The sequence below is a fragment of the Mycobacterium sp. Root265 genome (assembly GCF_001428895.1).
GTDB lineage: Bacteria > Actinomycetota > Actinomycetes > Mycobacteriales > Mycobacteriaceae > Mycobacterium.
In genome coordinates, this window is sequence record NZ_LMJA01000002.1 from 159,564 (window position 1) to 183,404 (window position 23,841).

General features: G+C 67.0%; 24 protein-coding genes. 8 read left to right on the plus strand and 16 right to left on the minus strand.

What is annotated here, in order from left to right; all coding sequences use genetic code 11:
- Positions 1 to 362 precede the first annotated feature (362 nt).
- From ASE48_RS04075 to ASE48_RS04085, 3 genes are read left to right on the plus strand one after another with little or no spacing between them, the layout of a single operon-like run.
- Positions 363 to 2,639 carry an MMPL family transporter gene (locus tag ASE48_RS04075; RefSeq protein ID WP_057165749.1) on the plus strand — a complete coding sequence of 759 codons (2,277 nt, stop codon included), beginning with the start codon at positions 363 to 365 and terminating at the stop codon, positions 2,637 to 2,639.
- Positions 2,640 to 3,320: a TetR/AcrR family transcriptional regulator gene (locus ASE48_RS04080; protein ID WP_057165750.1), complete on the plus strand. Its 681-nt coding sequence runs from the start codon at positions 2,640 to 2,642 to the stop codon at positions 3,318 to 3,320.
- Complete coding sequence (locus tag ASE48_RS04085; protein ID WP_057165751.1) at positions 3,317 to 3,946, plus strand: class I SAM-dependent methyltransferase; 630 nt, start codon at positions 3,317 to 3,319, stop codon at positions 3,944 to 3,946. Before ASE48_RS04080 ends, ASE48_RS04085 begins: the two co-directional genes overlap by 4 nt.
- Here ASE48_RS04085 and ASE48_RS04090 read toward each other — a convergent pair.
- Positions 3,943 to 4,659 carry an NAD-dependent deacylase gene (locus tag ASE48_RS04090; protein ID WP_200962062.1) on the minus strand — a complete coding sequence of 239 codons (717 nt, stop codon included), beginning with the start codon at positions 4,657 to 4,659 and terminating at the stop codon, positions 3,943 to 3,945. The two genes, ASE48_RS04085 and ASE48_RS04090, sit on opposite strands and share 4 nt — an antisense overlap.
- A 36-nt stretch (positions 4,660 to 4,695) precedes the next feature.
- Between ASE48_RS04090 and ASE48_RS04095 the strand changes: the two genes are divergently transcribed.
- A complete protein-coding gene (locus ASE48_RS04095) occupies positions 4,696 to 5,061 on the plus strand; it encodes a GntR family transcriptional regulator (RefSeq protein WP_057165752.1) in 366 nt (121 codons plus the stop codon).
- Between the two features lie 16 nt (positions 5,062 to 5,077).
- On the opposite strand, the gene ASE48_RS04100 is transcribed toward ASE48_RS04095, so the two are convergent.
- Together ASE48_RS04100 and ASE48_RS04105 are read right to left on the minus strand one after the other, a co-directional pair.
- The gene (locus ASE48_RS04100) at positions 5,078 to 6,238 is read right to left on the minus strand and encodes a heme-binding protein (RefSeq protein ID WP_057165753.1); all 1,161 of its coding nucleotides are present in this window, start codon (positions 6,236 to 6,238) and stop codon (positions 5,078 to 5,080) included.
- A gap of 432 nt (positions 6,239 to 6,670) precedes the next feature.
- Positions 6,671 to 7,873, minus strand: coding sequence for an Rv1453 family transcriptional regulator (locus tag ASE48_RS04105; RefSeq protein WP_057165754.1), 1,203 nt, complete (start codon positions 7,871 to 7,873; stop codon positions 6,671 to 6,673).
- 100 nt (positions 7,874 to 7,973) lie between these two features.
- Between ASE48_RS04105 and ASE48_RS04110 the strand changes: the two genes are divergently transcribed.
- Positions 7,974 to 9,440, plus strand: coding sequence for a flavin-containing monooxygenase (locus tag ASE48_RS04110; RefSeq protein ID WP_057165755.1), 1,467 nt, complete (start codon positions 7,974 to 7,976; stop codon positions 9,438 to 9,440).
- On the opposite strand, the gene ASE48_RS04115 is transcribed toward ASE48_RS04110, so the two are convergent.
- From ASE48_RS04115 to ASE48_RS04125, 3 genes are read right to left on the minus strand one after another with little or no spacing between them, the layout of a single operon-like run.
- Positions 9,415 to 10,248 carry a class I SAM-dependent methyltransferase gene (locus ASE48_RS04115; protein ID WP_082613993.1) on the minus strand — a complete coding sequence of 278 codons (834 nt, stop codon included), beginning with the start codon at positions 10,246 to 10,248 and terminating at the stop codon, positions 9,415 to 9,417. The genes ASE48_RS04110 and ASE48_RS04115 overlap by 26 nt on opposite strands.
- Positions 10,245 to 10,778 (minus strand): DUF1697 domain-containing protein, encoded by a 534-nt coding sequence (locus tag ASE48_RS04120; protein WP_057165757.1) that lies wholly within the window; start codon positions 10,776 to 10,778, stop codon positions 10,245 to 10,247. The genes ASE48_RS04115 and ASE48_RS04120 overlap by 4 nt, the downstream gene beginning before the upstream one ends.
- Positions 10,778 to 11,608 carry a class I SAM-dependent methyltransferase gene (locus tag ASE48_RS04125; protein WP_057165758.1) on the minus strand — a complete coding sequence of 277 codons (831 nt, stop codon included), beginning with the start codon at positions 11,606 to 11,608 and terminating at the stop codon, positions 10,778 to 10,780. Before ASE48_RS04125 ends, ASE48_RS04120 begins: the two co-directional genes overlap by 1 nt.
- Before the next feature lie 31 nt (positions 11,609 to 11,639).
- Between ASE48_RS04125 and ASE48_RS04130 the strand changes: the two genes are divergently transcribed.
- Together ASE48_RS04130 and ASE48_RS32555 are read left to right on the plus strand one after the other, a co-directional pair.
- Positions 11,640 to 12,083, plus strand: a complete 444-nt coding sequence (locus ASE48_RS04130; RefSeq protein ID WP_057165759.1) for a PPOX class F420-dependent oxidoreductase — start codon at positions 11,640 to 11,642, stop codon at positions 12,081 to 12,083.
- Between the two features lie 18 nt (positions 12,084 to 12,101).
- Complete coding sequence (locus ASE48_RS32555; RefSeq protein WP_105363419.1) at positions 12,102 to 12,275, plus strand: DUF5302 domain-containing protein; 174 nt, start codon at positions 12,102 to 12,104, stop codon at positions 12,273 to 12,275.
- Here the strand turns inward: ASE48_RS32555 and ASE48_RS04135 are convergent.
- The 6 genes from ASE48_RS04135 to ASE48_RS04160 form a co-directional block, all read right to left on the minus strand.
- Positions 12,272 to 13,546 carry an acyltransferase family protein gene (locus ASE48_RS04135; RefSeq protein WP_057165760.1) on the minus strand — a complete coding sequence of 425 codons (1,275 nt, stop codon included), beginning with the start codon at positions 13,544 to 13,546 and terminating at the stop codon, positions 12,272 to 12,274. The genes ASE48_RS32555 and ASE48_RS04135 overlap by 4 nt on opposite strands.
- A gap of 28 nt (positions 13,547 to 13,574) precedes the next feature.
- A complete protein-coding gene (locus ASE48_RS04140; RefSeq protein WP_057165761.1) occupies positions 13,575 to 14,774 on the minus strand; it encodes an MFS transporter in 1,200 nt (399 codons plus the stop codon).
- Between the two features lie 42 nt (positions 14,775 to 14,816).
- Positions 14,817 to 16,397 carry a solute symporter family protein gene (locus ASE48_RS04145; RefSeq protein ID WP_057165988.1) on the minus strand — a complete coding sequence of 527 codons (1,581 nt, stop codon included), beginning with the start codon at positions 16,395 to 16,397 and terminating at the stop codon, positions 14,817 to 14,819.
- A gap of 44 nt (positions 16,398 to 16,441) precedes the next feature.
- A complete protein-coding gene (locus ASE48_RS04150; protein ID WP_057165762.1) occupies positions 16,442 to 16,789 on the minus strand; it encodes a DUF485 domain-containing protein in 348 nt (115 codons plus the stop codon).
- Positions 16,790 to 16,897: 108 nt separating this feature from the next.
- Positions 16,898 to 18,277 (minus strand): FAD-dependent oxidoreductase, encoded by a 1,380-nt coding sequence (locus ASE48_RS04155; RefSeq protein WP_057165763.1) that lies wholly within the window; start codon positions 18,275 to 18,277, stop codon positions 16,898 to 16,900.
- A complete protein-coding gene (locus tag ASE48_RS04160; protein ID WP_057165764.1) occupies positions 18,274 to 19,272 on the minus strand; it encodes a zinc-binding alcohol dehydrogenase family protein in 999 nt (332 codons plus the stop codon). Before ASE48_RS04160 ends, ASE48_RS04155 begins: the two co-directional genes overlap by 4 nt.
- 112 nt (positions 19,273 to 19,384) lie before the next feature.
- On the opposite strand from ASE48_RS04160, the gene ASE48_RS04165 reads away from it, so the two are divergent.
- Positions 19,385 to 19,768 (plus strand): winged helix-turn-helix transcriptional regulator, encoded by a 384-nt coding sequence (locus ASE48_RS04165; protein ID WP_057165765.1) that lies wholly within the window; start codon positions 19,385 to 19,387, stop codon positions 19,766 to 19,768.
- Here the strand turns inward: ASE48_RS04165 and ASE48_RS04170 are convergent.
- From ASE48_RS04170 to ASE48_RS04185, 4 genes are read right to left on the minus strand one after another with little or no spacing between them, the layout of a single operon-like run.
- The gene (locus tag ASE48_RS04170) at positions 19,765 to 21,495 is read right to left on the minus strand and encodes a sodium/solute symporter (RefSeq protein ID WP_057165766.1); all 1,731 of its coding nucleotides are present in this window, start codon (positions 21,493 to 21,495) and stop codon (positions 19,765 to 19,767) included. The genes ASE48_RS04165 and ASE48_RS04170 overlap by 4 nt on opposite strands.
- Entirely contained in the window at positions 21,492 to 21,851 is a 360-nt protein-coding gene (locus ASE48_RS04175) for a hypothetical protein (RefSeq protein WP_057165767.1), read from the minus strand. Before ASE48_RS04175 ends, ASE48_RS04170 begins: the two co-directional genes overlap by 4 nt.
- A complete protein-coding gene (locus ASE48_RS04180; protein ID WP_057165768.1) occupies positions 21,844 to 22,629 on the minus strand; it encodes a LytR/AlgR family response regulator transcription factor in 786 nt (261 codons plus the stop codon). The genes ASE48_RS04175 and ASE48_RS04180 overlap by 8 nt, the downstream gene beginning before the upstream one ends.
- Entirely contained in the window at positions 22,626 to 23,825 is a 1,200-nt protein-coding gene (locus ASE48_RS04185) for a sensor histidine kinase (RefSeq protein WP_057165769.1), read from the minus strand. Before ASE48_RS04185 ends, ASE48_RS04180 begins: the two co-directional genes overlap by 4 nt.
- Positions 23,826 to 23,841: the final 16 nt, after the last annotated feature.

A 23,841-nucleotide genomic window follows, 5' to 3' on the forward strand; every position in this document is an offset into this window, starting at 1 on the left:
CAATTCTTACCGCCGGGTAGGTTTAAGCTGCTGGCGCGCTGGGAAAGGGATTTTTGCCATACTCGAATAGTGGCTCTGAACTGGGTATATCTCGGCGAGTCCGACGCCTGTCGGAACGACGGAAAGTTTGCCGGAACCCCTGGTTTCACCCCATGCCTCAGCAAATTCTTACTGACGAGTAGGCAAGGCCGGGCATGTCGCTGTGATCGGAGTTACAAAAGTGGCCCCTGTGGCCCGTGTGGTTACTTCGCACAAGTGAACCTCACGGCTCGCGGCACCGTGTCTTCACTGGGCCTCGCCACGTTGACCATGTGACTTACCCTTGTTAACTTAACGGCGATAAGACATCGAAGGGAACGATCGTGCTGAATCGCATCGCCCGTCTCGCGATAGCTGCCCCACGCCGCGTGCTGGCTGTCACGGCACTCGTCATGATCGCCGCGGCGATCTTCGGCATCCCGGTCGCCAAGACCTTGTCGGCCGGCGGGTTCCAGGACCCGACCTCGCAATCCGCTCAGGCTGCCGCGCTGCTCACCGAGAAGTTCGACCAGGGCGATATGCAGTTACTCATCACGGTCACCTCCGCCGAGGGCGCGAACAGCCCGGCCGCCACCGCGGCGGGCACCGAGATCGTCACGGCCCTCGAACGGTCGCCGCACGTCGCGCAGGTTGCCTCGGCGTGGACCGCGCCGCCATCGGCGGCTGCCGAGCTGATCAGCAAGGACAAGAACTCCGGCCTCATCGTCGCCGGCATCACCGGCGGCGAGAACGATGCGCAGAAGTACGCCAAGACGCTCTCGGATGAACTCGCACATGACCGGCCCGGCGTCTCCGTGCGGTCCGGCGGCACGGCGATGGTCTACGCGCAGATCAATGCGCAGACCGAACGCGACCTGTTACGCATGGAGTCCATTGCCATCCCGCTGAGCTTCCTGGTCCTGGTGTGGGTGTTCGGTGGCCTGGTGGCCGCCGCGGTGCCGATGGCCGTCGGCGGAATGGCCATCCTCGGATCGATGTCGGTGCTGAGGCTCATCACCTTCACCACCGATGTGTCGATCTTCGCGCTGAACCTGTCCATTGCCATGGGGCTGGCGCTGGCAATCGACTACACCTTGCTGATCATCAGCCGTTACCGCGATGAACTCGCCGACGGTGTGCCGCGCGAACGCGCACTTGTCCGCACCATGGCCACCGCGGGACGGACCGTGGTGTTCTCCGCGACCACTGTCGCGCTGTCCATGGTGGCGATGTTGTTGTTCCCCATGTACTTCCTGAAATCGTTTGCCTACGCCGGCGTGGCCACCGTCGGATTCGCGGCGCTGACCGCGATCGTCGTCACCCCGGCGGCGATCTGGTTGCTCGGCGACCGGATGGACGCCCTCAACGTGCGCCGGGTTTTCCGCCGCGCCGAGCCCACCGAGCCGCAGCCTGTCGAGCAGCAGTTCTGGTATCGGTGGACGCATCGGGTGATGGGCCGCGCCGTGCCACTGGGGCTGACCGTGGTGATCCTGCTGCTGGTGCTCGGGGCGCCGTTCCTCGGCGTGAAATGGGGCTTCCCCGACGACCGGGTGCTGCCGGCGTCGGCCTCGGCGCATCAGGTGGGTGACCAGCTGCGCGACGACTTCGTCGACAGCTCGGCCACTGCGGTGACCGTCGTGGTACCCGATGCGCAGGGCCTCAGCCCCGCGCAGTTCGAGGGCTACGCCGCCGAATTGTCGAAGGTGGCCGACGTCGCCGCGGTCTCAGCCCCCACTGGAACCTTCGTCGGCGGTGACAAGACCGGGCCGCCGGTCGCAGCGACCGGAATCGCGGACGGCAGCGCGTTTCTCACCGTCAGCAGTACTGCGCCGTTGTTCTCCGACGCCTCGGAGAACCAACTCGACGCGCTGCACGCGGTCGCAGGTCCGGGGGGACACACCGTGCAGCTGACGGGTATCGCCCAGATCAACCGGGACAGCGTCGTCGCGATCACCGACCGGCTGCCCTGGGTGCTCGGACTGATCGCCGTCATCACCTTCGGCCTGCTGTTCCTGCTCACCGGAAGTGTCGTGCTCCCGGTGAAAGCCATTGTGCTCAACATTCTTTCGCTGACGGCGGCATTCGGTGCGCTGGTCTGGATCTTCCAGGAAGGCCACCTGTCGGCACTGGGCACCACCCCGACCGGCACCTTGGTGGCCAACATGCCGGTTCTGCTGTTCTGCATCGCGTTCGGGTTGTCGATGGACTACGAAGTATTCCTGCTCGCCCGGATTCGGGAGAACTGGCTGGCCTTGCGGGCGGCCGGCGGCAACACAGCTCGGGCCGACAACGACGCCGCGGTGGCGCTGGGATTGGCCCGCACCGGCCGGGTCATCACCGCTGCCGCGCTGGTCATGTCGATATCGTTCGCGGCGTTGATTGCGGCCGAGGTTTCGTTCATGCGGATGTTCGGCGTCGGGCTCACCCTGGCCGTGCTGGTGGACGCCACCCTGGTGCGGATGGTGCTGGTACCCGCATTCATGCATGTCCTCGGCGGCTGGAACTGGTGGGCGCCCAAACCCCTGGTCCGGCTGCATGATCGGATCGGGATCAGTGAATCGGGTGAGCCCGTGCCGGGGCGTCCCGAGAAGGTCCCCGCGTCGGTGACGGACACTGGTTAAGTGTCGCCCCAACCACTCAGACGCCGGCGGGCCGCGCGCGGGTCCGGCGAACAGCTTCGCGACGAGATCCTCGACGCGACCACCGAGTTGCTGCTGGAGACCGGGCACGCCAAGGCGGTGTCCATCCGGGCGGTGGCACAGCGGGTGGGTGTGACATCGCCGTCGATCTACCTGCACTTCGCCGACAAGGACGCGCTGCTGGACGCGGTCTGCGTGCGCTATTTCGAGCAACTCGACGAGGAGATGCAGCGGGTGGCCGCCGGCCAGACCTCGACCATCGAGGTGCTGCGCGCCCAGGGCCTGGCCTACGTCCGCTTCGCCCGGCAGACGCCCGAGCTGTACCGCATCGCCACGATGGGGGAGGGCAACCCCGGCAGTGACGTCGACATGACCTTGGCCAGTTCGGCTTTCGTGCATATGCGAACCACCATCGAAGCGCTGATGGACGAAGGTGTGTACCCGCCCGGAGATCCGACCGCGGCCGCCCTGGAGCTGTGGACCGCGGCGCACGGGGTGGCGGCGCTGCTGATCGCCAAGCCCTACCTGCCGTGGGGTGACGTCGAAGAATTCACCGACCGCGTGTTGAGGTCGATATGCTGCGGCTACATCGCGACCGGCTACATCGGGGCCGACGTGGCCCCAGGTGAGGCCGTCGAGAAACTCAAGGAGCTCAAGACATGAGTGATCTTGTCGACAACCCGTTGTTCGCCCGGCTGTGGACGACGATGTCCGGCCACGAACCCGAATCGCTGCGACGGCTGCGGGTGGCCAACCTGGCGGGCCTGAGCGGCCGCGTCCTCGAGGTCGGGGCGGGTACCGGCACCAACTTCGAGTACTACCCGGCCGGTGTCACCGAGGTGATCGCCCTCGAACCGGAGCGGCGGCTCGCCGAGGTGGCCAGGGAAGCCGCCGCGGCGGCACCGGTGCCGGTGATCGTCAGCACCGCCACCATCGAGGAGTTCGGCGCAGAACAATCATTCGACGCCGTGGTGTGCTCGCTGGTGCTGTGCTCAGTCGATCATCCCGATGAGGTTGTGCGCCAGCTATATTCGATGCTCAAGCCGGGCGGTGAGCTGCGCTACCTGGAGCATGTAGCAGGTGTCGGGCTGCGGGCGGCGCTGCAGAAGGTGGCGGACGCGACGGTGTGGCCGCGGCTGCTCGGCAACTGTCACACCCACCGCAACACCGAAGCGTCCATCGCGGCGGCAGGTTTCTCGGTGGAGGGCTCGCGCCGCGAACAGGCGCTGCCCAGGTGGTTGCCGGTGCCGGTGTCCGAACTCGCCATCGGGCGCGCGGTGCGGCCCTAGCGGCCCAGCAATGCGGGCAACCGCTGCAAGAGCTGGGGCAGTGCGGTCGCCGAGGTTTCCCGGACCACCGCGGTGGCGGCCTCCGACAGCGGTGTGGGCTGCGGATTGACCTCGATGACCGGGATGCCGTTGGCCAGCGCGGCTTCCGGTAGCCCCGCCGCGGGGTAGACCACCGATGACGTCCCCACCACGATCACCACGTCGGCCTTCGCGACGGCCTGCACCGACAGGTCCCAGGCGTCATCGGGCAGACCCTCGCCGAACCACACCACATTGGGCCGGATCAGCCCGCCACACGAACAACGCGGCGGATCGACGACCTCCACCGGTTCCGGCATTGCGGGCAATTCCCCGGTGTACGGAGATCCGCAACGATCGCAGCGGAACTCGAACAGGCTGCCGTGCAGGTGGTACACCCGATTGCTGCCCGCCCGCTCGTGCAGGTTGTCCACGTTCTGGGTGACGACCTGCACCTCGGCGTAGTCCTCCCACGCCGCGACCGCAAGGTGGCCGGGGTTCGGGTCGACCGCGCCCATCATGTAATGCCGCCACAGGTACCAGGCCCACACCCGTTCGGGGTGGCGCTGCCAGCCGTCACTGCTGGAGATCTCGTAGGGGTCGACGTTCGCCCACAGACCCGTCTCGACGTCGCGGAACGTCGGCACTCCGCTCTCGGCGGACATGCCTGCACCGCTCAGCAACGTCACTCGCACCTCACCAAACTATCGTGTGTGCGACATACTGGGCACGTGGGAGGTCTGGGGGAGTGGGTTCGGCTCGATCAGCAGGCTGGAGCCCCGCTGTTCGATCAATTGCGGACGCAGATCATCGAGGGTGTGCGCGACGGCAGGCTCACGCCCGGCACTCGGCTGCCCACGGTCCGTGATCTCGCCGGTCAGCTCGGTCTCGCGGTCAACACCGTGGCCCGGGCCTACCGCGAGCTGGAGGCCGCCGGGGTGCTCGAAACCCGGGGCCGGTTCGGCACTTTCGTGGCACGGGTGGACCCCGCCGACAATGCGATGGCTGCGGCCGCGCACGCGTTCGCCGAATCCGCACGCGCACTGGGCATCGGCAAGGACGAGGCGTTGCGCTACCTGGACGCCGCGTTCGACTAGTGTCTCAATGCCTGCGTCAGACAGCGGGATTGCTCGGCGGTGGAGCCACCTTCTCCATCATGTTGATCGATATGTGCGGCCACCGGATCAGGCCCGGTTTGCTGTCGAATCTGGGGAAGAAATCCAGATTGATGAACTGCGAGTAGGCCAGCACCAGCCGGTTGCCCTCCATGCCTCCGAGCGCCGGTTCGCTGAGCTCCATCAGCCAGAACGTCGAGCGCATCTGTGAGGCATCCGCCTGGCGTTTGATGAACGGCACGTTGAGGATTCCGGCCTCGGCGACCTCGGTGTCGAAGTCCAGCACGGTCGTCTTGAGCACGTTGCCGGGAAGGCCCTGCTGCAGAAGGCGGTTCGCGTTGGACGGGCTGAACAGGCCGTCGAACGGAGCATCCACGAAATGCTTGTACGGGAACAGGTAGCGATTCCTCGGTGTGCTGCTGGTGGCATCCGCTTCGTCCACGGCGGTGACGATGTTCGTGGTGACACCCTCAGGAAAGGCGCTGAGGTTCGGAATCGTCGGCGGGCCGGTGATCACGGGTTTCTTCACGCCGAGGGCATTGACCGAGTTGCCGTGCGGAATGGAGCCGAGGCGGCAGATGTCGAACCCCTCGACAACCTGGACCTGCATGTACAGGAACAAGCCCGGCTCATGGTGGATCGGTAAGCCTTTCGGCCCGGCGTCACCACTACTCGGCATATCTTCGGCCTTGATCTGCTTGATCGTCTGTTCGTAGTCCAGGGCGGCCACCAGTTGGTCTGCCCGCTCGGTGCGGTCCTGGTTGATACCCCGGTTGGGGACATCGTCGTCGACCGTCGAGAAGACCAGTTTCTCGTTGTAGCGGTTCATCAACAGTCGGTAGTTCGGTACCTCACCCGCGCGGAACGGCGGGATCGCCTTCGTCGTTTCCGCGAACGGAAGCGCGATGACGTTCCAGCCGCGGCCGGCCAGTGGCGAATCGGTGGGACTGTCGGGATCGTCACCGGGCCGGATGTTGGCCCACGTTCCCGGAAGCTGAGCGAGCGGCCCCAGGCTCGGCTCGAAGGGTTCCGCATCGCGGATGACGCGGTCCTGCTTGGCGCGGTAGTTCGTGACGCCTATCGCGGATCCGCGTTTGGTCGATTCCTCGCGCAGTGTGAACAGTTTGTTCCAGGTTTCGTCGTCAAATTCTTCAGGCATGGTGATTCCCCCTTGACTGATGCCCGCACATACCGAATACGCTCATTCGAATTGCAAAGCGAGCGAGCCCCCCTCGTCGCTTCGAATGGAAGTTTGGCACCTGGTCAATTGGAAGTCAATCAATCGTTTTATCAACGCGTGCAGTAAATCTCGGAAACTACGCTGGCGAATAAGTCAGTCGTATTACTTTCCTGCAATGAGCTAATTCAACCGAGAAATTTGCGTACAAAAAAGCAAATGAACGCAACGTCGACTAAGTATTTGGATGGTCCTATGAGTCAGTCTGTTTCGAGTGTTTTTCGGGCCGGCGCGCAGTGCCTGGCTATAGCCCCGAGGCCACCAGCGATTTCACCGGGCGCGTCTCGCCCGGGATTCCGTCTGATGCTCGGTCGTCATGCAGCAACCGGGACATCCCTTCGGGGGATGCCGGCGCTAACCGGTCCAGCGCAGCACGTTGAGCGCCACGGCGACGCTGACGCTGTGTTCGGCCAGAGGCCGGGGCAGCAGTTCGTCGGCGCGCGCCAGCCGTCGCAGCAGGGTGTTGCGGTGCGTGTAGAGCCGCGTCGCCGCGCGCGACGCGTTGCACTGGCTGGCGACGAATACCCTTACGGTGTCCTGCAACTCGGTGCCCGCGGCGGCGAGGTCGCCGAGGACCCGGCTGACGAATTCGGCGGTGCGGTCGGGATCGGCGGTGATCAGCGAGACCATCTCGACTTCGGTGAACCGGGCGACCTGCTGTCGGGAGTGCAGGCGCGCCATCATCTGCTGGGTGGTGATCGCCTCGAAGTGGCTGCGCCGGAACCCGTCCACGCCCTCGCCCGTGGTGCCGACCGCCACCCGGATGTCTGCGGCGCCACCGGCCGATGCCTGCAGGGCGCCGAGATCGACACCGCCGGGAGTCCACACCCACCTGGTCGCGCTGCTGGCCAGCACGCTCAGCGGCCGACCGCCGCCGGCGCGTGCGATGGTCTCGGCGGCACGGTCCAGTCTGGCCAGGTCGCCGTCGTGGTTGTCGGTCCAGATGACCGCCGCGGTGTGGCTACCGGTCAGTGCGTACCCGAGGCGTTGCTCGGCGCGGGCACGCGGAATGGGGGCGCCGTCGAGCAGCAGGGCAACGGTCTCGCGGCGTTCGGCGTGGCTGCCGTGGGTGAGTTCATCGCGCTCCAACTCGATCTGCGCGGCGATACCGGTCAGCGTCGCGTCGACGAACGCACTGATCGAGCGCGAGCACACCTGCAACAGCTCGTGCAGTTCGGCGGCATCGGAGGTCAGCTCGAAGGCGATCTCCATCAGCCGGCGCCAGGCCACTCCCTCACCCACCCGGTAGGCGTCCAGTGGGAACGTGTTCATACCGCGGCGCACCAGTTCCCGCGCGATGCTCAGCGGCTCCGGGCCGGAGTTGGGCGGTACGGGTGCGCCGGGATCTCGGACGTTGGCGGTCGCCCAGAAGTACAGGTTGGCCCGGTTGCTCCGGCTGACGGCCGCGGCCAACTCCGGGTCGACGGCAATCGCGGGGCTGGCCGCCAGGACCGCCCGGTCCAGTTCGTCGAGCCACTCGGGGCGGGCATTGACCACGATCTGGGCGCACTGCCGGATCAGGTCCCTGACCCGCGGAGACGGCAATTCATCAGCCATGCCTGCAGCTTAGGGCGATGGTGCACTATGCACCGTCCCTTCGGTGATATGGGGTATTTCGACCTGGCTGGAGGCCTGGTCTGCGCGCGACGATCAACGCATGGAAACAGTCGATGTGCTCATCGTCGGAGCCGGGATCTCCGGTATCGGAGCCGCCTACTATCTGCAGCGCGAACACCCCGGCCGCAGCTTCACCATCCTGGAATCCCGCGGGGCGACCGGCGGCACCTGGGATCTGTTCCGCTACCCCGGGATTCGCTCGGATTCGGATCTGCACACCTTCGGCTACGAGTTCAAACCGTGGCGCGACGAACACGCCATCGCCACCTCGGACAAGATCCTGGCTTACCTGCGCGAGACGGTGGACGAGAACGGCATCCAACAGCACATCCGTTTTCACCATCGGGTGCTCGGCGCGGCCTGGAGCAGTGCGGACGCCCGCTGGGTCGTCGACGTCGAGCGTGACGGCGAGTTGAGCCAGCTGAGTGCGAATTGGCTGTTCTGCGCCGGCGGCTACTACCGCTACGACGAGGGCTTCACCCCAGAGTTCGAGGGACGCGAGCGCTTCGCAGGCCAGATCGTCCATCCCCAGCACTGGCCGGAGGACCTCGATTACACCGGTAAGAAGGTGGTGGTCATCGGCAGCGGCGCCACCGCGGTGACCCTGGTGCCGTCGATGGCCACGACCGCCGGGCACGTGACGATGCTGCAGCGTTCACCGACCTATGTCATGCCGGTGCCGGCCAAGGACGGTTTCGCCAACACGGCCCGCAAGGTGCTCGGCGACGACCGCGGGTACGCGCTGGCCCGCCGCAAGAACATCGCCAAACAGCGCGGGGTGTACACGTTCTGCCAGAAGTACCCGACCGCCGCGCGTTGGCTGATCCGCCGGATCAACGCCGGCAAGCTGCCCGACGGTTACCCCGTCGACCTGCACTTCAGCCCCAGCTACAACCCGTGGGATCAGCGGTTGTGCGCAGTGCCCGACGGTGATCTGTTCGCGGCCATCAGCAACGGCAGCGCGTCGGTGGTCACCGACCGGATAGCCACCTTCACCGAGAACGGTGTCCTACTGGAGTCCGGTCGTGAGCTCGACGCCGACATCATCGTCACCGCTACCGGATTGAATGTTCAGCTCTTCGGCGGGATCACCCTCACCGTCGACGGCGAGCCGGTCGACTTCGCGCAGACCGTGGCCTACAAGGGCATCATGCTCAGCGGAATCCCCAACTTCGCCTTCGCCTTCGGCTACACCAACTCGTCGTGGACGCTGAAGGTCGGGCTGCTGTGCGAGCACTTCTGCCGGCTGCTCAGCTACATGGATGATCACGGGTTCGACAGTGTGCGGGCCGAACTCGATGATCCGGCGATGCCCACCAAGCCGCTGCTGGACTTCGCGGCCGGGTACGTGCAGCGTGCGATCAACGAGATTCCTCGCCAGGGAGTGCAGGGTCCGTGGCAGATGACGATGAACTACACCGTCGACGCCGATGTGCTGCGCAACGGTCCGGTGCAGGACGCGGCCCTGAAGTTCGCTGCCGTCAGCCGAATTCCAGCCGCGTTGTGACCCCGCGCAGCTGATCTATCACCGGTAACCGGTAGGACGCCCAGATCAAGGCGTTGAGCACCGTGCCACGTCCGGTCGGCAGCTCCACGTCGTGCACCGCGCGTACGCCGGGGATGGTGTTGACCAGGTCGGCGGCCTGTGACACCGAAAGGCTGAACGGCATCGGCGGCACCCGGTAGCGCAGCGACGGGCGCAGCAGGCCCTGGCGGGCCCACCACGCGAACCAGTAGGGCGGCAGGTCGAACATCATCTGCCCACCCGGAAAACGTTTGGCGCATTCGGTGATCAGCGCGAGCGCCTCGGTGGGTTGCAGGTACATCAGCAGGCCCTCGGCAGTGATGAAGACGCCGCGGGAATCGTCGATGTCATCCATCCAGCTGTAGTCCAGCGCCGACTGGGCGCTGCTGGAAACCCGCGCCGAGGGCGGTAGCAGCTTGTCGCGCAATGTGACGATGGGCGGCAGATCAACCGTGTGCCAACGGAACGTGTCACTGATGCCGGACGCCTCGAGCCGGTAGAAGCTGGTCTGCAAACCCTCGGCGAGAGCCACCACGGTGGCCTCGGGGTGATCGCGCAGATAGGCACCGGTCTCCCGGTCGAAGGCCAACGCCCGCAACGCCATGTCCTGACGGTTGGCGAAACCGAACTTTCCGAAATCGAAGTCGATGGAGTCCACCAGGCCGACTGCCACCGGGTCGTCGATGATCCCGTCGGCCCGGCGCGCTTCGGTCGCGCGGACCAGCAGCGTCAAGAGTGCGGTCTCGGAAACTCCGGTCAGGGTGCTGGCATCGGCTCTGGGGGAGGTCACCGTTCCGAATGTACCGATGCGAGGACTTTGTCCAGGGTGCGCAGGTTGCGGGTGGTGGTCGAGGACTTGTAGCGCTTCTTGCCCATCGTCTTGCCGATCGCCGAGTTCAGCGTCGAGGATCGGGCCACCTGCCAGTAGAGCACTCCGTTCCCGCGGGCGGCGGTCTCGCCGGCATCACCGGCCAGCGTCGTCAGTTCGGCGAGCACATCGGCATCGCTGACGAAGGTGACATAGGAATGGTGGTCGGGAACCTCGCGTTCGAACGGATAGTTGTCCGATATCTCGCGGACGGTGTCCATCGGATACGCCAGCACCCAGGCGTCGTAGCCGAAGCTCTCCCGCAGCGCGGTCTCGGCCGTCGTACGTACCGCGGCCGTCGACGACGAGCTGTTCAGCAGCACGTTCCCACTGGCAAGAATCGTCTTCACATCGGTGAAACCGGCCGCGCTGAACACCGCCGCCACGTCGGCCATCTTGAGGGTGACCCCGCCGACGTTCACACCGCGCAGGAATGCGGCGTATCGGGTCATCAGCCGAATTCCAGCAGGGTGACGCTGGGCCGGGCACGCCGGAAGGCGCCGATGCGGTCCAGCGCCGGCAGGCTCGCGAGCTTCCACACTCCGCGACCGGGTGGCAGCGCGATGTCGCGGGCCCGGCGGACCCCGTCGACGCTGCCGGCCAGCGCGAGTCCTTCATCGGCGGACCTGGCGAACGGCATGGCCGGGGTGAGGTAGCGGTCGGACAAGCGCAGCCCGGTCAGGGTGCGGCGACTGACCCACTGCGGGATCGAGTCGAAGATCATCTGCCCGCCCGGGAACCGGGCCGCGCAGTCGGCGATCAGGCCCAGCGAATCCTCGGGCTCCAGGTACATCAACAGTCCTTCAGCGGTGATGAACACTCCCTCGTCGGTCTTCACCTGGTCCATCCAGCTGCGGTCCAGCGCCGATTGCGCCAATTCGACGATCCGGTCGTTGCGCGGCAGCAACTGGCGGCGCAACTCGATCACGGGTTCCAGATCGATGGAATACCAGGTCAATTCGTCGGCGACACCGGCACGGGCCAGCCGCCAGAAACTGGTCTGCAGACCTTCTCCCAACGCCACCACCGACGCCTTGGGGTGCGCCGTCAAGAAATCGATGGCCGCCGCGTCGAACGCCCGGGCGCGCAATGCGTGCGACTGGTTGGGTTTTCCGAACTTCCGGTAGTCGTAGTGGATGGCGTCATCCAGGGTGACCGCCCACGGGTCCCGGATGACGCCGTCGGAGCGCTTGGCCTCGGTGGCGCGATAGTGCAGGGTCCAGAGCGTGGTCGCGGACACGCCCTCCAAACTTGTGCCATCGATACCAGTCAGACCACTCATATCCCCGATCGTAGAGTCGTACCCTCGTGAGATGGGGCGCCAGGTTTTCGACGACAAGCTGTTGGCATTGATCAGTGGGAACTCGCTGGGGGTGCTGGCCACCGTCAAGAAGGACGGGCGGCCACAGCTGTCCAACGTGTCCTACTGGTTCGATGCGCGCAATGTCGCGCTGCAGGTATCGGTGACCGAACCGCGGGCCAAGACCCGCAATCTGCGCCGCGACCCGCGCGCCGCCATCCATGTGTCCTCCGACGACGGCTGGGCCTACGCGGTCGCCGAGGGCGACGCCGCGCTCACCCCGCCCGCTGCGAACCCGACCGATGACACCGTCGAAGCATTGATTGCGTTGTACCGCAACATCGCCGGGGAACATCCGGACTGGGACGACTACCGCCGGGCCATGGTCGATGACCGGCGGGTGCTGCTGACGCTGCCGATCAACCATCTGTACGGGATGCCGCCCGGGATCAGGTGACAGGGCTAGGCTGTCGGTATGGCCGACGAGACTCCCGAAGATGACACCAAACGCAAGTTCCGGGAGGCGCTGGAGCGCAAGAAGACGCAGACCGCGGACGGCGTGTCACATGCCGAAGCCGGTCGCAAGCAACCGCGGGGCGCGCACGGGCCCGTCGAGAACCGCCGGGAGTTCCGCCGCAAGAGCGGTTAACGGGCCAGACTGCGTGCGCCGACGAGCGCGGCAAGCATCAGCGCGACAAAGTACAGCCCGAGATCTTTCAGGCCCCATCCCACCGAGGCCAGGGTGGCAGCGCCCGCGACGCACAACAGCGCTCCCACCATGGCACTGCGCACGCCGGGATGGCTGACCGTGCCGCCGTCCCAGAACGGCAGCGGGTTGTTCTCCAACGGGCGCAACGCCACGAACAACGCCGCGACCAACACGGCCGTGATGACGAGCTGGACGATGCTGAGCGCGAGGAAATGCGGTTGCCCCGGGTAGCGGGGCAGTCCGATCAGATCGAAGGCCAGGTGCACGGCGAGCAGCGCCGGGATATGCCACAGGTACAACGTCATCGCGCCACTGTTGCCGACGGCGGTCAACCACCACACCCGCGGTCTGCGGGCCCACCGGCCGATAGCCGCTGCAGCGGCAATCGCGAACGCGCACATCATGATTGCGTGGCCGGCCAACAGCAGTGACGGCGGCGACATATTCTTGAGCTGTTGGCCGTCGATGCCCACCAGGCTGGGCTCGTACGGGCCGAACCGCACCAGCGCGACATTCACCGCCAGCATCACCGCCCCGAGGATCGCCGCACTCGATGACGTGATCAGCCGGTACCGGTAGGCGACGCCGAACATGCCGGGCACCAGCCACACCGCGAGATTGGCGTAACCCAGCCAATTCCAGCCCGGATCACTGATCCGAAGGACGTCGACGGCCGCGACGATCGCATAGAGCGCCGCGACGGCGGCGACCAGCCGGCCTCTGGTGTTGATCCGGATCAGCAACGGAACCGCCGCCAGCACAAGGACATAGGCGCCGAGGAACCAGAGCAACTGAACCGAGATACCCGCCAATGGCTCGTACACGTGCACCGGAAGCACCCGGTTCGCGACCATCAGCGCGGCCGCCCAGAACGCCAGGTAGGAGAACACCGGCCGGTACAGGCGGGTACAGCGTTTGAGCAACCAGCCACCCCACGGTCCGCTGCGTGACGAGACTGAGGCGGCCACCCCGGCGAAGAAGAACAGCGGCATGATCTGGAACACCCAGGTCAGGGCCTGGAACACCACCGATGTGGTGAGCAGGTTCTCCCAGTAGAAGACGTTGTCGCGGATGATGCTGGTGGCCATCACGGTGTGCCCGATCACCACTCCCACCAGGGCGGTGATGCGGATGACATCGATGGCCCGGTCCCGCTCGGGCGGAGTGCTCGCCGCAACGTCGGCGACCGTGGGGAACGCTGCGATGGCCATGGTCCGAATGTAGATGCGGTGGCCGGGATCAGGCCTGAGTAGAACCACTCAATCGGGCCGGGCGCCTGGCCTGCACGAGGATCGCGACCAGGCAGCCCAGCGCCAGCACCGCCACCGCGGCGGCAAAGCTCACCCCGGCGGTGCGCAGACCCCAGGCCTGCGCGGCCAGTCCCACGCCGACCACCGGCACCGAGATCGCCACATAGGCCACCACGAAATAGGTGGAACTGATCTCACCGCGCTGCGCGGCCGGCACCTGTTCGACCACCGCGGCCAGGCCGCGGCTGAAGCTGATGCCCTGCCCGGTGCCGGCCACCAGGGCTGCGACGATGATCCCCGCCAGCGACGAAAATGTCAGGGCGACAGCCAGAATCACCATGCCGGCCACCAGGATCGCGCAGCCGGCGGCGACGGCCGTCGCCGGGACGATGCGGCGCCCGGCGAGCTGAGCCACAGCGGAAGCCAGGAATATGGACCCCGCGATGGCTCCGGCGACGGCGTGGTTGGCGACCCCGACGACGTCGCTGACGAAGGACGGGGCGATCGCGGCGAACAGGCCCGTCACGGCGAAGCCGGCGAACGCAGCGGTGGCCGCGGTGATGAACACGGCGCGTACCTCGGCGGGAACGGAAAGACGTTGCAGACCGATTCGGCCGGTGCGTGCCGAGGTTTCCGGAGCGATGAGCACCGACACCACCGCCAGCGCGGCAAGGCCGATGTGCACGGCGAATGGCAGCGTCAGGGGGTGCGGCACGTACTGGGCGAGCACACCGGCCAACACCGGACCGATACCCAGGCCGCCGATGTTGGCGATGGTGGCCACCATCGCGGCGCGTTCGCGCTGCGTGTCCGGCAGCGCCTCGACCACCGCCGCGGTCGCGGTGCCGGTGAACAGACCGGCCGACAGACCGGACAGCAGACGTCCCACGAGCAGCAGTGCCACGCTGTCGGCGATCAGGAACACCGCCGCGCTGGCGATCGCGAAGACCAGGCCGGCCAGCAGTACCGGGCGCCGCCCGACGGCGTCGGACCACCGCCCGAAGAGCACCAGCGCGCCGAGCACCCCGAACGCGTAGACCGCGAAGATCACCGTCGTCGTGACGACGGAGAAGTGCATCTGCTCGGCATAGAGCGCGTACAACGGCGTCGGGAGAGTGGTGCCGACCATGACGGCGGCGAAAGCGTAGGACAGCGCGGCGAACGCAAAGGACCGGCGGCGGGTGCTCACTCGTGTGAACAGTACCGCCGCCGGCCCGAGTGCTCCGAGTGACTAGTGCGCGACCGCCTTCTCGGCGCCCACACCCGTCAGCGACCGCACTTCCATCTCTGCGTTGATCGCCGGGTCACCGGTGTCCTTGGAGGTGAGCGTGCCGATGATGCCGAGCGCGAACGCCAGCGGGATCGACACGATGCCGGGGTTGGCCAGCGGAAACCAGGCGAAGTCCGCACCCGGGATCATCGAGGTCTTCGCACCCGACACGGCGGGGGAGAAGACGATGAGCACCAGCGTGGAGATCAGGCCGCCGTACATGCTCCACAGCGCACCCCGGGTGTTGAACCGCTTCCAGTACAGCGAGTACACGATGGTCGGCAGGTTGGCCGCCGCAGCGATGGCGAAGGCCAGTGCCACCAGGAAGGCGACGTTCTGGCCGTTGGCCAGGATGCCGAGACCGATCGCGACGACGCCCAGCACCACCGCGGTGATGCGGGAAACCTTCACCTGCTCGTCCTCGGTCACCTTGTGCTTCTTCCAGACGCCGGCGTAGATGTCGTGCGCGAAGGACGCCGACGCGGTGATGGTCAGACCGGCAACAACCGCCAGGATGGTGGCGAAGGCGACCGCGGAGATGATGCCGAGCAGCACCACACCGCCGAGTTCGAGTGCCAGCAGCGGGGCCGCGGAGTTCACACCGCCCGCCGCGCTCAGGATGCGGTCCGGACCGACCAGGGCCGCTGCGCCGTACCCGAGCACCAGCGTGAACAGGTAGAACGCGCCGATCAGGGCGATCGCCCACACCACTGACTTGCGGGCTTCCTTGGCGGTCGGGACGGTGTAGAACCGCATCAGCACGTGCGGCAGACCGGCCGTGCCGAGCACCAGCGCCAGGGCCAGCGAGATGAAGTTGATCTGCGAGGTCAGCGATCCGCCGTACTGGGCGCCGGGGGCCAGCACATCGCGTTTGGCCACCCCTTCGGTGGTGGCGCCGGAGATCGCCGTCTGGGCCGAGCCGAGGATCTCCGAGAAGTTCATCCCGAATTTGGCCAGCACCAGGACCGTCATGAATCCGGCGCCGACGATCAGCAGCACGGCCTTGATGATCTGCACCCAGGTGGTGCCCTTCATGCCGCCGACCAGCACGTAGACGATCATCAACAGGCCGACGACGGCGATCACGATCGACTGGCCGCTGCGGCTGTTGATGTTCATCAGCAAGGCCACCAGGCCACCGGCGCCGGCCATCTGTGCCAGCAGGTAGAACAGCGACACCGTCAGCGTCGACGTAGCGGCCGCCACCCGGACCTTGCGCTGATTCAGCCGGAAGCTCAGCACGTCGGCCATGGTGAATCGGCCGGTGTTGCGCAGCAATTCGGCGACCAGCAGCAGGGCCACCAGCCAGGCGACCAGGAAGCCGATGGAGTAGAGGAAGCCGTCGTAGCCGTAGACGGCGATGGCGCCGGCGATGCCGAGGAAGCTGGCGGCCGACAGGTAGTCACCGGCGATCGCGATGCCGTTCTGCGGGCCGGAGAAGGCCCGGCCGCCGGTGAAGAACTCGTCGGCGGTGGCGTTCTTCTTGCTGGCCCGAATCACCACGATCATGGTGACGACGACGAAGAGGCCGAAGATGCCCATGTTGGCGGCCGGGTTGCCGACCGTCTCGGTTGCTGCCAGGAGGTTCACTTCAGGGGTCCTTCCAGCTCTTCGCGGATGGCCGCCGAACGCGGATCCAGCTCACGGTTGGCGAAGCGCACGTAGAGGCCGGTGATGACGAACGTCGTCAAGAACTGGCCGAGTCCGATGATCAGACCGACGTTGACGTTGCCGAACACCTGGGTGGCCATGAAGTCGTGCGCGAACGCGCCGAGCAGGACGTAGATGCCATACCAGACGAGGAAGAATCCCGTCATCGGGAAGACGAACTTGCGCAGCCTGCTGCGCAACTCCTGGAACTCGGGACTGGCCTGCATGGCGAGGAACTCCTCGCCGGTGGGCGCAGGCCGCGCGGGTAGATCGGTTTCGGGCACCGGAGACTCCTGACGTCGACTGTGAACCAGTTGGGTACTGAACCTAATTGAGATGTGGGTCACAAACCGAGGTCAAACGCCGAAGTCGGGCAGGGGTGCGGTGAGCGGTCAGTCAGCGGCGGTGAGCGGTTGCAGCGCTCCAAGCAGTTGGTTGAATGCCTCGGTCATCGAGGGGTGGGTGTAGATCGAATCCCGCAGCGCGGTGGCGGTGATGCCGTGGCGCATGGCCAGCGCGACGGTGTTGATCACCTCGTGAGAGTCGTAGCAGAGCAGGGCTGCACCGAGGATCAGGTCGGTGTCGGCATCGACGATGACCTTCATCAGACCCTCGGGTTCACCGACGATGCGAGCCCGCGGGACGGTCGCCATGTCCGCGACGCGCATGGCGGCGACCTTGATGTCGAGCCCGGCCGCCACCGCCTCGCGCTCGGTCAGTCCCACGCGTCCCAGGGGCGGCGTCATGAACAGCGCGTAGGGCACGGCATCGCGGTCGCCGGTGCTGCGGGCGCCGTCGCCGATGAGCTGGTCGAGCACGATGCGGTAGTCATCGAGGGAGATGTAGGTGAACTGCGGACCGCCGTTGACATCGCCCATCGCGAAGATGTGCGGCTGGTTGGTCCGCAGGTGCTCGTCGACGATCACCGCGCCCGAGGGTGTGGTGTGCACGTCGGCCGCGGCGAGATTCAGTCCGGCGGTGACGGGTTCACGCCCCAGGGCGACCAGGATGGCGTCCGCGTCGACGGTGTGGGACGGCCCCTCGGTCAGGTAGCTGACGGTGCCGTCATTCACCTCGGTCACCTGTGCTTCGGTGATGATGCGGAGGCCCTTGTTCTGCAGGATGTTCCGCGCGGTGTCGGCGATATCGGCGTCCTCTCGGCCCAGCACCTGGGCGTGGCGTTCCAGGACGGTGACCTCCGATCCGTACGCGGCGTACATCGCGGCGAACTCCAGGCCGACATAGCCGCCGCCCAGCACCACCAGACGGGCCGGCAGGTGTTCCTCCGTCAGCAGGTCTGTGCTGGTGTGCACCCGGGGCGAGGCGGTCAGTCCCGGGATGTCGGGAAGGGTTGGGCGCGAACCGGTTCCGATGACGATCCACTTTGCGGACACGGTGACCCCACCGTCGGCGGTGGCCACCTCGAGCGTGTGGGGGTCGGTGAAGCGGGCCGCCCCGGTCAGCACGTCGGCAGTGGCGATGCCGTCGATCATCGCGTAGTTCTTGGCGCGCAGGTCGGCGGTCAACTCGCCGGTGGCGGTGACGGCGCGGGCGTACTCGACTTGATGGGGCTGCCCGGCGGGCAGCTGCTCGGACCGGAACACCATGGATTTCGTCGGGACGCAGCCGATGTTGATGCAGGTGCCGCCGTACATCTGCGCGGACTGCTCGATCACCGTCACCCGCCAGCCCTTGCGGCCCAGTGCGGCGGCCAGCGTCTTGCCGCCCTTGCCGAATCCGATCACCGCCAGGTCGACCTGCTGCAGTGTCACCGGTGCACCACCACCTTCCCGATCATGCGACCGGATTCCACCAGTCGGTGCGCCTCGCGCAGGCCGGCCGCGCTGAAGTCGTCGATCGCGGTGGTGATGGTACTGCGCAGTTCGCCCCGGTCCACCAGATCGGCGGCCGCGGTCAGCAGGTGTTGCTGTCCGATGAGGTCGTAGGAGTACAGCGGGCGGGTGAACATCAGTTCCCAGTGCCAGGCGATGCTTTTGGCCTTCAGCGGCAGTAGATCCAGGCCTTCGGGTTCGTCGATCGCGGTGATGTGGCCGAAGGGCCGGGTGATCGCGGCGTAGATCTCGATGTTCCCCGCCGAGTGCGGCGAGAACACGTAGTCGACGCCGTCGGGAGCGACCGCACGTGCTTGCTTCTCCAGGTCGTGGTGGTTGATCACCGCATCGGCGCCGAGGCGCAGTGCCCATTCGCGCGAGTCGTCCCGGCTGGCGGTGGCGATCACCCGCACCCTGGTGCGCTTCTTGGCGAGCTGGATCATGGCCGAGCCGACCCCGCCCGCGGCGCCGAGCACCAGCAGGTCGCCGGTGGACTCGGCGGTGAGCCCGAACCGCTCGAACAGTGCCTCCCATGCGGTGATCGTGGTCAGCGGAAGCGCGGCGGAATCCTTGAAGGACAGTGACTTCGGTTTGGGGGACACGATGCGCTCGTCGACGGCGTGGAATTCGGCGTTGGTGCCCGGCCTGCTGACGTCACCGGCGTACCAGACCTCGTCGCCGATGCTCAGGGTGCTCACCTCCGGGCCGACGGCCTCGATGGTCCCGGCGGCGTCGAAGCCCAGGATGGCCGGCGTTGCCGACGGGTCCAGGCTGCCGCGGCGTTTGATGTCGACGGGATTCACCGAGACCGCCTGCACCCGGACCAGGACATCGTGCGGTCGCAGTTCGGGCAGCGGGACCTCGACATCCTGCAGGGCGTCGGGATGGTCGATGGGCAGACCGGCGAAGGAGCCGATGGCAGTCATGGTGGTCATGGGAGCGACGCTAGACCCGGCACCCCGGTGTCCTGCAAGGTCAGTTACTTCCCTGCGGGGAAGAATTGCAGATCAACGGAATTCATCTGCGGTCCGGGCGGTTGAGCCAGACATGGCCAGGCCGTGTCCGACCGGACAACACGACGCACACGATGTCTATGCCGAGCACTGCCCGTGCCGGGCGCTATTGGACCTGCTGTCCAACAAATGGTCGGCGCTGATCATCGGGCTGCTCGAAGAGCGCGGCGCGCTGCGGTTCAACCAGCTGCAGGCGCAGCTGCCGGGAGTCGGGGCGAAGATGCTGACGCAGACGCTGCGCCGGCTGGAGGCGGCGTCGCTGCTGGACCGTGCGGTGTACGCCGAGGTGCCGCCGCGGGTGGAGTACACCCTTACCGAGTTGGGTGTCAGCGTCTCCGCCCCGCTGGCGCAGCTGCGCTCCTGGGTCGAGGACAACGTCGATCGCGTCCAGGCGTTGAACCGGGACTGGGCCGGCTAACCCTCCGGGAGGCGTTCGACACCCATACCGAGCCGTTCCGGCACATGCATCCGGGCGAAGATCTGCGCGACGTTCGGAGTGGTGTGGGTGAATCGGCTGACCACGATCATCGTCGCGAAGGCCACCGGGACGCTCACCGCCGCGGGATAGCCGACCATCACGGCGGGCCAACCGCCCAGCACGGACTCGTCGATGCCGCCCGTGATCGCCACCAATACTGCACCGCCACAGACGAGTCCGCCGACCGTCAGACCGCAGGCGGCCCCGGCGGCGGTCAGCCCACGCCACCAGATGCCCAGCACCAGCAGCGGGCACAGGGTGGACGCGGCGACCGCGAACGCCAGGCCGACGGTGCGGGACAGCTCGATATCGGCAACCAGCAGTGACAACGGAATCGGGATGAGACCGCCGATCACCGCCGCGATACGGAAGTCGCGGACCCGGCCGCGCATCACATCGGTGGCCAGCGCACCGGCGATGCTGACCAGCAGCCCCGATGAGGTCGCCAGGAACGCCGCGATGGCGCCGGCCGCCACCAGGGCGGCCAGGAATTGCCCGAACGCTCCGCCGATCGCGGAGCCCGGCGCCAACAGCACTGCGGCATCGGCGGTTCCGGTGATCAGCAGCTGCGGCACGTACAGCCGGGAGAACACCCCGAGCAGGACGGGGAAGAGGTAGAAGAACGACAGCAGCGCGATGACGGCGAGTGCGGTCCGCCGCGCCGCCCGGCCGTCGCGGTTGGTGTAGAACCGCACCAGCACATGCGGCAGACCCATGGTGCCCAGGAAGGTCGCCACGATGATCGAGATCACCTGGTACAGCGGATGTCCGCCGCCCAGGCCTCCGCCGGAGACGATCCATTCGCTGCCGGTGCTCGGCGTCCCGGCCACCACCGGGGTGGCGGCCCCGGCGGCCAGGGTGAGGCTGGTACCGGCGCCGACGGTGTGTTCGCCGGGAGTGCCGAAGGTGGCGTCGCTCACTGTGTTCCCGTCCAGGCGCCCGGTCACCCGGATCCCGGCCGGGTCGATCACCTGGACCACCACATCGGTTTCGATCTGCACCGTCGTCTCGCGGTCCACGCTCGGCGGCATCGGGCCGCCCAGTTCTCCTCTGTCGGTGACGAACAGGCCGAGCAGCGCGAGTGCCGGGATGGCGATCGCGGTGAGCTTCAGCCAGTACTGGAAGGCCTGCACGAAGGTGATCGAGCGCATCCCGCCGCCCACCACGTTGGTGATGACGATTCCACCGACCAGCACCGGCCCGATCCAGACCGGCATGCCGAGAAGTGTTTTCAGGGCCAGCCCGGCTCCCTGGTACTGCGGGGCCAGGTAGAACACGCAGATGATCACGACGACGAGCATGGCCACCTTGCGCAGCCGCGCCGAGCCGAGCCGGAACTCGGCGAAGTCGGGCACCGTGTAGGCACCCGAACGACGCAGTGGCGCGGCGACGAACAACAGCAGGCCGAGGTAGCCGGCGGTGAACCCGACGGGGTACCACAGCGCGTCGGCACCGTATTTCGCGATCAGCCCGGCGACCCCGAGAAATGATGCGGCGGAGAGGTATTCACCGGATATCGCGGCGGCGTTCCAGCGCGGTCCGACGCTGCGGGAGGCCACCAGGAAATCCGAGGTGGTACGCGACAGCCGAACTCCCCAGCTGCCGATCACCACCGTCGCGACGGCCGCGGCCAGCAGTGCGGCCGCGGTCAACGGTGAGCCGCTCATGGCTCGCTGTCGACGACCCGGACAAAGTCCTTCTCGCCCTGTTCGGCCAGCCGCACGTAGAGCCGTCCCACACCGTAGAGCAGGGGATAGGCCAGCACCGCCAGCAGCAGCCAGTTCAACCGCATTCCGAAGACCGTCAGATCCGGTGCGAGCCCGGTCAGCAACAGGATCGCCGCGACCGCGAAAGCCACCACCGCGCTGAGCCGTAACGCCAGCCCGAGTTGCGCGCGGACCAGGCCACGCACCAGCGCGTCGCCCACCTGGGTCTGTTCCTGCACCTCGACACGGGTCCGCACCATCCGAGCACCGCGCCGGTGTGCGAGCACCACCCGTTGGCGTTCCGGTCGTTCATTCATCGGAACCCGCCGGCTTGAGGTTGCGCATCGGGTCCCGGACCAACCGGTCACGCAGCTCGCGGGCCTGGCGCCGGCTCACCGGGAGTTCCACCGCGGGGGAGGCTCCGTTGGCCCGTAGCCGCACCAGCACCGCGCCCTCTCCGGTGCGCAGGCCGGTCACCAGCCGCAGCGAGACGAGGTAGGACCGGTGGATGCGTTGGAACCCGTGGTCTCGCCAGCGGGTTTCCAACACACTCAATGGAATTCGCACCAGGTGGGCACCGGTCGCCGAGTGCAGCCGGGCGTAATCGCCCTCAGCCTCCACCCAGCCGATGCTGTCCCGGGGCACCAGATGGGTGATACCGCCGAGTTCGGCCGGGATGACATCGGACTCGGGAGCATCGGGATCGTCGGACGGCTCGGGCTCGTTGTTGCGCGCGATCGTCACCCGGCGCACCGCCTCGTCGAGCCGGTTCTGCCGGATCGGCTTCAGCAGGTAGTCGACGGCGCCGACGTCGAAGGCGGCGACCGCCTTGTCGTCGTGCGCGGTCACGAACACCACGGCGGGCCGGTTCGCGAAGTTGCGCAGCACACCGGCCAATTCGATCCCGGACAGCCCGGGCATGTTGATGTCGAGGAACACCGCGTCGATGGGGTGGGCGTTGAGTTCCCGCAGCGCCGAGGTGGCATCGCCGGCGGTGTGCACCGTCGCGATATCGGGGTGCTGCCCCAACAGGTAGGCCAGCTCGTCGAGGGCGGGCGCCTCATCGTCGACGGCGAGGACCGTCAGACCGGTCACGCCACACCTCCGCTGGCCCGTACACCGGAGCGGAACTTCGGCACCCGCATGATGACCTTGGTCCCCGCTCCGACAGCCGTTTCGACCACCAGACCGTAATCGTTGCCGAACGCCGCGCGCAGCCGATGATCGACATTGGTCAGGCCGACGTGTGCGGATTGGTCGGCGGTACGGTCGGCCAGCGCGTCGCCCTGACCGGAGCGCAGGGTGTCGGGATCCATTCCGGCACCGTCGTCCTCGACGGTGATGACGCAGTCCGAGCCGGTGTCGTTGGCGACGATCTCGACGGACCCGCCGCCACGACCGGCCAGCCCGTGTCGTACTGCGTTCTCCACCAACGGTTGTAGCGCCAGGAAGGGCACCACCACATTGAGCACCTCGGGGGCGACCTGCAGGCGAACCTTCAGCGCGGTGCCGAACCGGGCGCGCTCCAGGGTGAGGTAGCGGTCGATGTTGCGCAGCTCCTCGGCCAGGGTGGTGTACTGCCCGGCGGCCCGGAACGAGTAGCGGGTGAAATCGGCGAATTCCAGGATGAGTTCGCGGGCGCGGGCAGGGTCGGTGCGCACGAACGAGGCGATGGTGTTGAGCGCGTTGTAGATGAAGTGCGGGCTGATCTGTGCGCGCAGCGCCAGCACCTCGGCCTTGTCCAGCCGGGCACGCGAGGCATCGAGCTCGGCCAGTTCGATCTGGCTGGCGGCATACCGGGCGACCTCGCCGATCGCGCCGAGCATGCCGGGTCCCGGAGCGCGCGTGGTGACGACGACGAGCACGCCGAGGACGTCGCCGGCCTCGGCGAGCAGCGGCTGCGCCACCACCGTCGAGGTGCGCACATCGTTGAGCACCCGGCGTTCCCCGGCGATCGACTCCGCCGCGGTGGACGCGCAGGTATCCGCGATATCGGGCTGCCAGATCGAGTCGTCGGCGGGGTCGGTGGCCAGGAGTTCCCCGTGGCCGTCGAACAAGGCGACCCCGTCGGTGCCGGTGAGTCCGCGCAGGAAGGGTGCTGCCGTCGCCGCGGATTCGGAGTCCAGGCCCTGGCGCAGCGCACGCGCTGCCAGCGAGGCTGTGTGCAGGGCGGCGTGCACGGCGCGTTCGGTGGGGGTGGCCACAACGCGGCGGGTGCGCACCACGAGGACGGCGGCCACCGCCGCCAGCAGCAGCGCGACCGCCAGCGTCAGCGCGATCTGACCCGACATCGTGCGGCCACCTTAA